This window comes from Phenylobacterium sp. (genome assembly GCF_044236515.1).
Taxonomy (GTDB): domain Bacteria; phylum Pseudomonadota; class Alphaproteobacteria; order Caulobacterales; family Caulobacteraceae; genus Phenylobacterium.
This window is the reverse complement of record NZ_JBIIGK010000091.1, coordinates 1-11,726: the sequence shown is the minus strand read 5'-3', so window position 1 is coordinate 11,726 and position 11,726 is coordinate 1. Positions and strand designations below refer to the sequence as shown.

Sequence of the window (11,726 nt, the reverse complement as noted above, 5' to 3'; positions counted from 1 at the left end):
GCGAAGGCGGTGACCGATCCCGGCGTCACGCCCAGCACCTCGCCCATCAGCTCGGGGCTGCCGAACGACAGCCGCGCCGAGCCGATCACCGGATGCAGCCGCTTCAGGTCGATGGCCGCATTGGCCTCGGCCGAGATCAGCCACAGCTGGCCCTTGGCGTCCTTCAGGAACAGGTTCTTCGTGTGGGCCCCGGGCATTCCCGCCTTGAGGTCCTCCCCCTCGCCGACCCGGAACACCGCCTCATGCTCGTGGGTGGTCGCGGCGATGGCGTGGTCGCGCAGGAAATCGAGGAACCCGGCCTTGTCGATCATGGCGCCTGCATAGCCGAACTCGCGGCCATCGCGAACTGGACGCCGCGCCCGCCCGCGTCCTATGGGTCGCAAAGTCCGCAAGCCTGAGAGCCGTCGATGGAACTGGAGTGCTTCCCCGTCACCGAACGCCCGCCGGAACTCGTGCCCGGCCGGCCGCAACGCGCCTGGATGGACCATTTCTCGGCCCGGCACCCCTATCGCTGCCTGCCGCTGTCGATGGCCAATTCCTCGGGCTGGGAGCTGCTCTGCCCCATGTCGTTCACCGCGGAATGGAACGGCGGCGCCATGCAGAGCGACATCACCCTGCGTCCGGACAGCCCGCACCCCGACTTTCACAAACTTGCGTCCAGCCACTTCAGCCACGGCGTGCTGACCTTCCACGCCGGCTACCTGTTCCGCACGCCGCCGGGCTGGTCGATGATGGTCATGGGCGCGCCCAACCACATCAAGGACGGCATCCAGCCGCTGTCCGGCGTCGTCGAGACCGACTGGCTTCCGTTCCCCTTCACGATGAACTGGCTGTTCACGCGGCCGGGCCGGGTGCGGTTCGAGAAGGGCGAGCCGTTCTGCTTCATCACCCTGCTGCAGGACAAGACGCTGCACGAGATCCAGCCGGTGGTCCGCCGGATGGATTCCGATCCCGAGCTACGCCACCAGTACGACGTCTGGGAGAAGCACCGCAGCGAGTTCAATCAGAAGATCTTCCGCAACGACCCGGAGGCCACCAAGGAGGCCTGGCAGCGCTACTACTTCAAGGGCGAGTTCCCGGAAGAGGTCGAGGCCCCGGCCCCGCAGGGCCACGTCAACAAGCGGCGGCTCAAGGCCCCGAAATTCCGCTGATCGAATTTCGCCGCCGGCCCGCTTGCAAAGCCCCGGGCCGTCTGCCATAAGCCGGCCTCTCGAATTTCGAGGCGGCCCCGCACGGGACCGACCCTCGAGGAGCGCGGGCGTAGCTCAGGGGTAGAGCACAACCTTGCCAAGGTTGGGGTCGGGCGTTCGAATCGCCTCGCCCGCTCCAAATTCGAGACCTGCGAAGGCGCCGCCCCCTACGGGCGGCGTTTTTGATTCCGGCCCTGCCCATCCAGCCCGGCGCCGCGGCTTGTCGGCGAACGCCGCTCGCCGGTACAGTCGGGCGGTGGATCTTGGACCCTTCGACTACATCGTCGCCGGCGCCGGCTCGGCCGGCTGCCTGCTGGCCAATCGCCTGTCCGCCGACCCTCGCAACCGCGTGCTGGTGCTGGAAGCCGGCGGCCGGGACGACTGGGTGTGGTTTCACATCCCCGCCGGCTACCTCTTCGCTATCGGCAATCCGCGCGCCGACTGGATGTTCGCCACCGCCGAGGAGGCCGGGCTCGGCGGGCGGTCGCTGGCCTATCCGCGCGGCAAGGTGATCGGCGGCTCGTCGGCGATCAACGCCATGATCTACATGCGCGGCCAGGCCGCCGACTATGATGGCTGGCGCCAACTCGGCCTGACCGGCTGGGGCTGGGACGACGTACTCCCCTGTTTCCTCAAGCACGAGGACCATATCGACGGGCCGTCCGCCCACCACGCCGCCGGCGGTGAGTGGCGGGTCGAGCATCCGCGCATTCGCTGGCCGCTGCTGGACGCCATCCGCGACGCCGCCGAGGCGGTCGGAGTGGCCAAGGTCGACGATTTCAACACCGGCGACAACGCCGGCTCCTCCTACTTCCAGGTCAACCAGAAGGCCGGCCGCCGCTGGAGCGCGGCGCGGGCCTTCCTGAAGCCGGCGCTCGGTCGCCGGAACCTGCAGCTGATCACCGGCGCCGAGATCCAGCGGGTGACCTTCGAGGGCCGCCGCGCCGCGGGCGTCATCTTCACGAAGGACAGCCAGCGCTTCGAGGCTCGGGCGGCCGGCGAGGTGGTGCTGGCCACCGGCGCCGTCGGCTCGCCCAAGCTGCTCGAGCTCTCCGGCGTCGGCGACGGCGCGCGGCTCCAGGGGCTCGGCCTCGACGTTGTCCATCACGCGCCCGGCGTCGGCGAGAACCTGCAGGATCACCTTCAGCTGCGGCCGATCTACAAGGTCTCCGGCGTCCGCACCCTCAACACCGACTACGCCAATCTCGTCCGTCGCGCCTGGATGGGCATCGAATACGCGCTGCGCCGGCGCGGCCCGCTGACCATGGCGCCCAGCCAGCTCGGCGCCTTCGCCCGGTCCTCGTCGCGCCAGGCCACCGCCAACCTCGAGTTTCACTTCCAGCCGCTCAGCCTCGACAAGTGGGGTGACGGCCTGCACCCGTTCGGCGCCTTCACCGCCTCGGTGTGCAATCTGCGGCCGACCAGCCGCGGTCACGTGCACGCCGCCAGTCCGGACCCGGGCGCCCCGCCCGCCATCGCGCCGAACTACCTCTCCACGGAGGATGACCGGCAGGTGGCGGTGGAATCCCTGCGGCTCACCCGTCGGATCGTCGCCGCCCCGCCCCTCGCCCGCTACCGCCCCGAGGAGTTCCGACCCGGTCCCGCCTATGCATCCGACGAGGACCTGCGCCGCGCGGCCGGCGAGATCGGCACAACCATCTTCCACCCGGCCGGCACCGTGGCCATGGGCCCCGACGACGACCCGATGGCCGTGCTCGACGCCCGGCTGCGGGTCCGCGGCGTCGATGGGCTGCGGGTCGCCGACGCCTCGGCCATGCCGCGCATCACCTCCGGCAACACCAATTCGCCGACGATCATGATCGCCGAGAAGGCCGCCGCGATGATCCTGGAGGATGCGGGAAAGTCCTGAATTTACCCGCTTCGCGGGCGCCGGTACCTTCCTGTGATGCGAAACCGGATTGTTCTCGGCCTCCTTGTCTTGGTGGCCGTCGCCGCCATTGGCGCCGTCTGGTGGGCCCAGCGGCCCGATCCGGCAGTCATGCACGTCTTCAGCGGTGTTCGCGGCCCGAAGGGCAGGGCCAGGGTTGTCGAACCGCCCCGCGCCAACATCGCAGACTTCGACCGCGGCGGTCCCCACCGCCTTGCCATTCTCGTCACGGACCCGCAGTCGGGGTGGCTGGGGCTGGTCCGCGGCTTCCGCTCCCATGGCGTGCCGGTCACCGTCACTCAGAACCCGGCCAAGGCCCTGCGCCACCGGGTGGTCCTGGTCTATCCCATCGTCTCGGGGCGCGTGCTTGATGGAGCCCAGCTCCGCGCCCTCGCCGGCCACGTCCGGGCCGGCGGCACGGTCTTGGCGTTCAATCTGGCCGGAGGCGGACTGGGCGAGTTGTTCGGGGTCGGCGCGGGCGCGGAGTCCAACATGCGGACCCGGCTGCGCTGGACGACCCCGGCCGGCGAGCCCCGGACGGACGAACTTGCGGTCTCCAGCGCCCGCGAGACGCGGATCGCCACCTTCGGCTACGCGCCGACCACCACGCGGGTTCTGGCGCGGTTCGAAGACGGCGCGACCGCCGCCGCCTGTCGCACGGTCGTCGGCCAGGCGTGCGTGCTCGGGGTCGATCTCGGCGCCTTCGCCCAGCGCGCCATGAACGGCCGGGCCGAGGTGGTGTCGCGCAGCTATGTGAATGCCTACGAGCCGTCCCTCGACGTGCTGTTCCGTTGGGTGCGGGACCTCTATGTGGCGGGCGAGCCGATGCCATGGCTGATCTCCACGGCGCCGGCCGGCAAGCAGGTGTCGATTCTGCTCAGCCACGACATCGACGCGGGGACCTCGCCGGCCAATTCGGTGACCTACGCGCAGGCGCTGAAGGCGCGCGGGCTCAGCGCCACCTTCTTTGTCCAGACCAAGTATATGAAGGACTACAACGACGTCGCCTTCTTCAACGACGCCGCCGTCGCAGCCACGAGACGCCTGGTCTCCAGCGGCATGGATGTCGGCAGCCATACGGTCGCGCACTCACGAGAGTTCGAGTCGATGCCTCTTGGCGAGGGGCGGGAGCGCTACCCCGCCTATCGCCCATTCGTCGAAGGCGAACGGGCGGTCCGTGATGCGACGATCCTCGGCGAATTGCGGGTCTCGAAATACCTGCTGGACCGGCTCGCCGGCGCCCAGGTTCGGTCGTTCCGGCCCGGCCGGCTGTCCTATCCGTTTAGCCTTCCGCAAGCGCTCGAGGCCACGGGCTACCGGTACTCGTCGTCACTGACCGCCAACATGGCGCTGACTCACTTACCGTTCCAGCTGACCGACAGCCGCGGCGACGGCGCCTTGCAGCCGGTCTGGGAATTCCCCGTCGCCATCGAGGACGAACTGCCGCCGAGTCTGGGAGACCGGCTCGACGCCGCGGACCGGCTGGTCGGCCAGATCGCCCGGGACCGGGGCGTCGCGACGATACTGATCCACCCCAACGTCACCGATCACAAGCTGGCCTTTGAGACGGTCCTGGCGGACCGCTGGCGCGACCGAGCCTGGATCGGCTCGATCAGCGCATTCGGCGACTGGTGGCGCGCCCGTGATGCGCTCGACACCGATGTCGCGCTGCACGACGGCCGTTGGGTGCTGCAGGCGGCCGCGCCGCTGGGCGCCGCCGACGTGGCGGTGATTCTGCCGAAAGCTAGGCGTCGCGAGGTTCGCCTGAACCTGCCCGCGAATGGCGCCGTGACGCATGCGCTGCCGTGAGCCCGTCGCCACGGCGGTCCTTGTCCTCAGCGCGGCTTCTCCCGGCGCGGCTGCAGACCTTCCGCTGATCTGGTCGGATGAATTCGACGGCGCGGCCCTCAATTCCGCCAGATGGACCGCATCCGACGACTGCCGCGGCGGCGGCAACGGCGAGCGGCAGTGCTATACGCCCGGGCCCGACAATGTCGCGGTGGCCGGCGGGGTTCTGCGGCTCACGGCGCGGCGGCAACGGGTGACCGGTCCCGCCCTGCCCGCCCGGATGGGCGGCGGGCCGCATCGGCTCGTCACCCGCGGCTACAGCTCAGGCCAGGTTCATACCAGCGGCAAGGCCTCGTTCCGCTACGGCCGGATCGAGGTCAGGGCGCGGATGCCCGCCGGTCAGGGCCTGTGGTCGGCCATATGGCTGCTGCCCGAGCACGACAACTACGGTCCCTACCCGCTGTCGGGCGAAATCGACATCGCCGAGGGGGTGAACCTCGGCGTCGGCCGCCGCAGCGAAATTCACGGCGCGACGCACCACGGGGCTCGGCCGAACGCCAACCGGCAGGTCGGCGGCCGAACGAGCCTGGCGGACCCCACCGACTTCCACGTCTACGCCCTGGACTGGACCCCGCGGCGGATGATCTGGTCGGTGGACGGGCGGACCTATCACAGCCAGCGCCGCCGCCGGCCCTTCGACCAGAGGTTCTACCTGATCCTCAACCTGGCGGTCGGCGGCGCCTGGGCCGAGCGCAGCGGGCGCGGCGGGGTCGATACCGCCGCGCTGCCGACCGAACTCCAGGTCGACTGGGTTCGGGTCTACGCCCGCTGAACCGTCGGGCCTATTGCAGCCCCATGGCGATCCAGCTGGAGCCGTGCCCGGCGCCGCCGACCGGGACCAGCACGATCTGCTTGCCATTGACGATGTAGCTGACCGGACCGCCGGTGGTGCCGGCCGGGATGTTGGTCTCCCACACCTGCTCGCCGCTGGCCTTGTCGAAGGCGCGGAACTTGGCCGCGCCGCGCAGACCGGCCGAGCCGAACAGCGAGTCCGAGGCGTCGCCCAGGAACAGCAGCGACTTGGTGACCAGCGCCACCGGACGGCCAATGTTGCCGAGCGGCGGCAGGTTCAGGTCCTTCAGACGCGGGTCGTTGCGCGGGCCGTCGCCGTTGGCGGCCACCCACAGCAGCTCGCCCTTGTTCATGTCATAGGCCGTGATCCGGCCGTAGGGGCCCTTGAGGATCGGCAGGCCGTTCGGGCTCGGGCCATAGGCCGACGAGACGCGCGGCGTCGTGCTGGCGGCGGCGTTCCGCGGACGCGGCGCGTTGCCGTACTCCATGGTCGCCTTCGGATCAGTAAGCTTGGCCAGGCCATAGACCGACGGCAGGGTGGTGGAGACCGCGTAGTAGCGGCCGGTCTCGGGGTCGAAGGCGCCGGTGTTCCAGTTGCCGACCCCCCAGACGCCCGGCATCGACAGGGTGCCCTTCTTGCCGCCGTTGGCGCTCTCGTCCAGGGACGGCGGGGTGAAGGTCGGGCCGGTGACGTACTGGGCGACGAACTGGCGGGCCTCTTCCTTCAACTCCGGCGTGTAGTCGATAAGGTCGGCGTCGGTGATGCCGTGGCGGTCGAACGGCGGCGGCTTGGTCGGGATCGGCTGGGTCGGCGAGGTGTGCTCGCCCGGGATCGTCGACTGGGGCACGGGGCGCTCGACGATCGGCCACACGGGCTTTCCGGTCACCCGGTTGAAGACATAGACATAGCCCGACTTGTTGGGCTGGATCACCGCCGGGATCGTCCGGCCGCCGACCTTCAGCTCGGCCAGGGTCGGGGGGGCGGAGTTGTCGTAATCCCACAGGTCGTGGTGGACCATCTGGAAGTGCCAAAGGCGCTTGCCGGTCTTGGCGTCGAGCGCCACCAGGCTGTTCGAGTAGAGGTTGTCGCCCGGCCGGTGGCCGCCGTAATAGGCGTTGGTCGTGGTCGTCAGCGGCACATAGACGATGCCGCGCGCTTCGTCGGCAGACAGCGGGGCCCAGGCGCCCATGTTGCCGGAATAGGCGGCCGATTCCGGCGTCCAGGTCTCGTAGCCGGGCTCGCCCGGCCGGGGCAGGATGTGGAAGGTCCAGACCAGCTTTCCGGTCCGCACGTCATAGCCGCGGATGTGCTCGGGCGCGGCCTCGCGGGTGTCGCCGCCGTCGGCATAGCCGCCGCCGGCCTTGCCGCCGCCCTCGCCGCCGATCACCACCACGTCGCCGACGATGATCGGACCGTTGAAGGCGAAGTAGGGCGCCTGGTCAGGCGTATTGCGGTTCAGCGAGACGCGGCCGCCTTCGCCGAAGCCGGCGACCGGCGTGCCGTCCGCCGCGTTCATCGCATAGAGGTGCTCGCCGCGGACCGAATAGATCCGCTTGTCGGCGCCGTGCTCCCAGTAATCGACGGTGCGGGTGCTTTGGCCCGCCGCGTCGGCCAGGGTGGCGGTGAACGGCTGCTGGACCCAGCGGGTCGCGCCGGTGGCGGGGTCGAAGGCCTCGACGAGTCCCACGGCGTTCGGTGTGTACATGACCCCGTTCACCAGCATCGGCGTGCCGCGCAGGTAGTTCGAGGGGATCAGGTCGGGGAAGGCGGCCTTTAGGGACGGGTCGAGGCCCGGGCGGGTCCACAGGGTGCGCAAGCCCGCGACGTTCGACCTGTTGATCTGGCCGACCGGCGCATAGCGGTCGAGCTTCTTGCTGCCCCCGAGATAGACCGTGTCCTTTGGCGCGGCCGCCGCGGAGCCGGCTCCGACGACGAAAACGGCTGCAGCCACCGAACTCAGCCAGATGGTATTGCGCATTGCCAAGATCTCCCATGCCCCCGTCGGCGTCTCTGGCCGAGGCGTCCTGTTTCTCTGTGTGATGTCTTTGCTTCGTACCGAACTCTGTCCGAGCCGCCGGCACACGACGGATCGAACGGCTTAGGTGCGCGCTCTCTATTGCAGGCCCATTGCAACCCAACCGGAACCGTAACCGGCGCCGCCGACGGGGATCAGGACGATCTGCTTGCCGTTCGCCATATAGGTGATCGGACCGCCCGTGGTTCCGGCCGGCAATGGGGTTTCCCAGATCTTGGCGCCGCTGGCCTTGTCGAACGCGCGGAATTTGACCGCGCCCCGCAGGCCGGCCTGGCCGAACAGGGAGTCGGAAGCGTCGCCGAGGAACAGCAGGGACTTGGTCACCAGCGCCACCGGCCGACCCGTGTTGCCCAGCTCCGGCAGGTTGAGATCCTTCAGGCGCGGGTGATTGCGCGGGCCGTCGCCGTTCGCCACGGTCCACAGCTTGTCGCCGCGGTTCATGTCATAGGCGGTGATCCGGCCGTACGGGCCCTTCAGCAGGGGCAGGCCGTCGGGGCCGGGGCCGTAGGGCGAGGCGATGGCGATCGCGCCCGTCCGGCCGCCGGGCGGGGGCGGCGGATAACCGTAGTCGATGGTCGCGCCGCCGCCGGTGAGCTTGGCGAGCCCGAAGGTCCCGGGCAGGGTCATGGAGACGGCGTAGTAGCGGCCGGTCTCCGGATCGAACGCGCCCGTGTTCCAGTTGCCGCTGCCCCACGCGCCTGGCATGGCCAGTGTGCCCTTCTTGCCGCCGGTGGCGCTCTCGTCGAGGGAGGGCGGGGTGAAGAGGGGTCCGTAGTTGTACTGTGACAGCACCGCCTTCGCCTCGGCGCGAAGAGCCGGCGTGTAGTCGATCAGGTCGTCTTCGCGGATGCCTTGGCGATCGAACGGCGGCGGCTTGGTCGGGAACGGCTGTGTCGGCGACAAGCGCTCGCCGGGGATCGTCGAAGCCGGCACGGGCCGCTCCTCGATCGGCCACACCGGTTTACCGGTCAACCGGTTGAAGACGTAGAGGAAGCCGGTCTTGTTCGGCTGGATGACGGCCGGGACCGTCCGGCCGTCCACCTTGAGGTCGGCCAGGGTCGGCGGCGAGGCGTTGTCGCTGTCCCAGACATCGTGGTGGACCATCTGGTAGTGCCAGACCAGCTTGCCGGTCTTCGCGTTCAGGGCGACCAGGCTGTTCGAGTAGAGGTTGTCCCCTGGCCGGTGGCCTCCGTAGTAGGCGTTGGTGGTCGTCGACAGGGGCACATAGACGATGCCGTTCGCCTCGTCGGCGGAGAGCGGCGCCCAGGCGCCCATGTTCCCCGAATAGGCGGCCGACTCCGGCGTCCAGGTCTCGTAGCCGGGCTCGCCCGGCCGCGGCAGGATGTGGAAGGTCCAGACAAGCTTGCCGGTCCGCACGTCATAACCGCGGATGTCCTCAGGGCTCGCCTCTTTGGTGTTGCCGCCGTCCGCGTAGCCGCCGCCGGCCTTGCCGCCCCCCTCGCCGCCGATGACGATCACGTCTCCGACGACCAGCGGGCCATTGAAGCCGAAGTACTTGGCGTCATCGGGCGTATTGCGGTTGAGCGAGACGCGGCCGCCCTGGCCGAAGTCGGCCACGGGCGATCCGTCGCGGGCGTGAAGGGCGTAGAGGTACTCGCCGCGGACCGAGAAGATCCGCTTGTCGGAGCCGTTTTCCCAGTAGTCGACGGTGCGCGCGCTCTGGCCGGCGGCCTCCGCCAGGGTGTTAGCGAACGGCTTCTGCACCCATTTGGTCGCGCCGGTGGCGGGATCGAAGGCCTCCACAAGCCCCACCGCGTTGGGGGTGTAGAGCACCCCGTCGATAAGGATCGGCGTGCCGCGCAGATAGTCGGAGGGCGTCAGGTCGGGGAAGGCGGCCTTCAGAGAGGGATCGAGGCCCGGGCGGGTCCACAGGGTCCGCAGCTGCGAGACATTGCCCTTGTGGATCTGGCCTAGCGGCGAATAGCGGTCGAGCCGCTTGCTGCCGCCCATATAGGCCGCGTCGCTCTTCTTCGGCGCCGCAGCCGCCGGGGCGCCGGCGGCCAGGATCAATGCGGCCGTAGCGGAGCCGAGCCAAAGCAATCCACGCATTCCAGTTCCCCCTAATCTGTCAGGCGGAACTCGGCTTGGACGGCCCGCCACCGAGGCGCTATCTGCGACCTCAGATGACAGTATTCGTCGACGGTTGACCTACGGTCAATCTGGCCCGGCGGTTGGACTCAGGGATCTCAGCGGGCCTTGGCGGGGTCGAGGGCGCCTGTTGGGGGCGCCCTCTTCCAACTCGTCAGCGCGGCCCGGGGTACTGGATGCGCGGGCGCAGGTTGTCGATGACCTGGCGAGCGTCGAAGGCCCGGGTGTCGTCGGCCGGCTTGGCGCCGCGGCCCATCACGATCTCGGCCGAAGCCTCGAACCGCTCGACGGTGCGCACGTCCATCCGGTCGGCCCAGAAGGGGTCCCCCCAGAACGGATCCCAGCTGCGCCAGCCGAAGCCGCGGCCGTAGTAGCGCCAGTGCGGGCGCCAATAGCCGTAGCTCGGGCCGTACCAGGGGCGGTAGAGCGGATCCGGCTGAACATAGGTGCGGGTGTCGCGATCGGTGGAACGGTCGACGATGGAGAACCAGTCGTAGCCGTTCTGGGCCGTCAGCTCGGCCGCGCGGAACAGCAGATAGCCCTCGACGGTCTCCCGCGAGGTCAGGCTGTTGCCCGCGAAGTTGACCCGGAATCGGTTCTCTTCCAGGCGCATTTCGGAATAGCCGCCGGACGTCTGCTGTCCGGGAAGGTTCGGTTGGTACGGGGTGGCCGTGGCGCACGCCGTGAGCCCGGCCGCCAAGGCCAGCACGGCGGCGATAGCGGCGGATTTCTTTGACATATGGCGTCTCGAACGAACGGATGTCCCTCGATTAAGACATCTATGCCTCACAACACCCAGCCGCAACGGCGGGTTTCATGCCCGATGTTTTCATGGGCTGGAACTCGCGTCGGACGCTCGCGCGTTTCCACGGCGATGCCGTCCACCGCCGTCCGCGCCATCGACTACGACGCGCCCCGCCGCCGGCTGCGGGTGCGCTTCGTCAGCGGTCAGGCCTACGAGTACGACGAGGTGCCGCCGGCCGTGCACCGCTCCTTCGTCGAATCCGGCTCCAAGGGCCGCTTCTTTCAGGCGCAGATCCGCGACCGATACGCCTACCGTCGCCTCGACAGCTAGCGCAGGCGCCTAACGCAGCCGCTTGTCGCGGTTGGCCGTCACCCGCAGCCGCAGGGCGTTGAGCTTGATGAAGCCGGCCGCGTCGCGGTGGTCGTAGGCGACGGCCCCTTCCTCGAAGGTCACCAGCTCCTGGTCGTACAGCGAATAGGGCGAGGTCCGGCCGATCACCGTGACGTTGCCCTTGTACAGCTTCACCCGCACCTGGCCGGAGACCAGCGCCTGGGAGTGGTCGATCGCCGCCTGCAGCATCTCGCGCTCGGGCGAGAACCAGAAGCCGTTGTAGATCAGCGACGCATACTTCGGCATCAGCTCGTCCTTGAGGTGCATCGCCCCCCGGTCCAGCGTGATGCTCTCGATGCCGCGGTGGGCGGCCAGCAGGATCGTCCCGCCCGGCGTCTCGTAGACGCCGCGCGACTTCATGCCGACGAAGCGGTTTTCGACGAGGTCGAGGCGGCCGACCCCGTTGTCGCGGCCGAGCTCGTTCAGCCGGGTCAGCAGGGCGGCCGGCGACAGCTTCTGGCCGTCGATGGCGACCGGGTCGCCCTTCTCGAAGTCGATGGTGATGATGGTCGGCGCGTCCGGCGCGTCTTCCGGCGCGATGGTCCGCATGTGGACGAACTCGGGCGCCTCGACCGCGGGGTCCTCCAGCACCTTACCCTCGGATGAGGAGTGCAGCAGGTTGGCGTCGACGCTGAACGGGCTCTCGCCGCGCTTGTCCTTGCTGATCGGGATCTGGTGCTGCTCGGCGAAGCTGATCAGCGCCTCGCGGCTCTTGAAGTCCCATTCGC

10 protein-coding genes and 1 tRNA gene are annotated in these 11,726 nt (G+C 69.2%); 6 read left to right on the top strand and 5 right to left on the bottom strand.

The features are described 5' to 3' along the window. The coding region (locus tag ACILRF_RS10420) for a YbaK/EbsC family protein (protein ID WP_395672588.1) at positions 1-311 on the bottom strand (311 nt) is incomplete at its 3' end. Between the two features lie 96 nt (positions 312-407). Between ACILRF_RS10420 and ACILRF_RS10415 the strand changes: the two genes are divergently transcribed. The 5 genes from ACILRF_RS10415 to ACILRF_RS10395 all read left to right on the top strand — a co-directional run bounded on the left by ACILRF_RS10415 (position 408) and on the right by ACILRF_RS10395 (position 5,698). Further along, positions 408-1,151 carry a DUF6065 family protein gene (locus ACILRF_RS10415; protein WP_395672586.1) on the top strand — a complete coding sequence of 248 codons (744 nt, stop codon included), beginning with the start codon at positions 408-410 and terminating at the stop codon, positions 1,149-1,151. A 103-nt stretch (positions 1,152-1,254) separates the two neighbouring features. Continuing rightward, positions 1,255-1,329, top strand: a tRNA-Gly gene (locus tag ACILRF_RS10410). A 117-nt stretch (positions 1,330-1,446) separates the two neighbouring features. Then, positions 1,447-3,060 carry a GMC family oxidoreductase gene (locus tag ACILRF_RS10405; RefSeq protein WP_395672584.1) on the top strand — a complete coding sequence of 538 codons (1,614 nt, stop codon included), beginning with the start codon at positions 1,447-1,449 and terminating at the stop codon, positions 3,058-3,060. Positions 3,061-3,132: 72 nt separating this feature from the next. Then, positions 3,133-4,887 carry a polysaccharide deacetylase family protein gene (locus tag ACILRF_RS10400; RefSeq protein ID WP_395672582.1) on the top strand — a complete coding sequence of 585 codons (1,755 nt, stop codon included), beginning with the start codon at positions 3,133-3,135 and terminating at the stop codon, positions 4,885-4,887. Next, on the top strand, positions 4,874-5,698 hold the full coding sequence (locus ACILRF_RS10395; protein ID WP_395672580.1) for a family 16 glycosylhydrolase: 825 nt from the start codon (positions 4,874-4,876) through the stop codon (positions 5,696-5,698). Before ACILRF_RS10400 ends, ACILRF_RS10395 begins: the two co-directional genes overlap by 14 nt. Before the next feature lie 10 nt (positions 5,699-5,708). Here ACILRF_RS10395 and ACILRF_RS10390 read toward each other — a convergent pair whose 3' ends face one another. The 3 genes from ACILRF_RS10390 to ACILRF_RS10380 all read right to left on the bottom strand — a co-directional run bounded on the left by ACILRF_RS10390 (position 5,709) and on the right by ACILRF_RS10380 (position 10,602). Further along, a complete protein-coding gene (locus ACILRF_RS10390; RefSeq protein ID WP_395672578.1) occupies positions 5,709-7,697 on the bottom strand; it encodes a PQQ-binding-like beta-propeller repeat protein in 1,989 nt (662 codons plus the stop codon). A gap of 135 nt (positions 7,698-7,832) precedes the next feature. Next, positions 7,833-9,824, bottom strand: coding sequence for a PQQ-binding-like beta-propeller repeat protein (locus ACILRF_RS10385; protein WP_395672576.1), 1,992 nt, complete (start codon positions 9,822-9,824; stop codon positions 7,833-7,835). A 193-nt stretch (positions 9,825-10,017) separates the two neighbouring features. After that, positions 10,018-10,602, bottom strand: a complete 585-nt coding sequence (locus ACILRF_RS10380; protein ID WP_395672574.1) for a CC0125/CC1285 family lipoprotein — start codon at positions 10,600-10,602, stop codon at positions 10,018-10,020. A gap of 135 nt (positions 10,603-10,737) precedes the next feature. Here ACILRF_RS10380 and ACILRF_RS10375 point away from each other — a divergent pair, with 135 nt between their 5' ends. After that, positions 10,738-10,938, top strand: coding sequence for a KTSC domain-containing protein (locus ACILRF_RS10375; protein WP_395672572.1), 201 nt, complete (start codon positions 10,738-10,740; stop codon positions 10,936-10,938). Between the two features lie 9 nt (positions 10,939-10,947). Here the strand turns inward: ACILRF_RS10375 and ACILRF_RS10370 are convergent. Next, a partial coding sequence (locus tag ACILRF_RS10370) for an argininosuccinate synthase (protein WP_395672570.1) occupies positions 10,948-11,726 on the bottom strand: 779 nt, incomplete at its 5' end.

Bases quoted from the DNA above. Each gene is read 5' to 3' on its own strand.
- ACILRF_RS10415 (WP_395672586.1), top strand. From the start codon at position 408: ATGGAACTGGAGTGCTTCCCCGTCACCGAACGCCCGCCGGAACTCGTG.
- ACILRF_RS10395 (WP_395672580.1), top strand. From the start codon at position 4,874: ATGCGCTGCCGTGAGCCCGTCGCCACGGCGGTCCTTGTCCTCAGCGCG.
- ACILRF_RS10390 (WP_395672578.1), bottom strand. From the start codon at position 7,697: ATGCGCAATACCATCTGGCTGAGTTCGGTGGCTGCAGCCGTTTTCGTC.
- ACILRF_RS10385 (WP_395672576.1), bottom strand. From the start codon at position 9,824: ATGCGTGGATTGCTTTGGCTCGGCTCCGCTACGGCCGCATTGATCCTG.
- ACILRF_RS10380 (WP_395672574.1), bottom strand. From the start codon at position 10,602: ATGTCAAAGAAATCCGCCGCTATCGCCGCCGTGCTGGCCTTGGCGGCC.
- ACILRF_RS10375 (WP_395672572.1), top strand. From the start codon at position 10,738: ATGCCGTCCACCGCCGTCCGCGCCATCGACTACGACGCGCCCCGCCGC.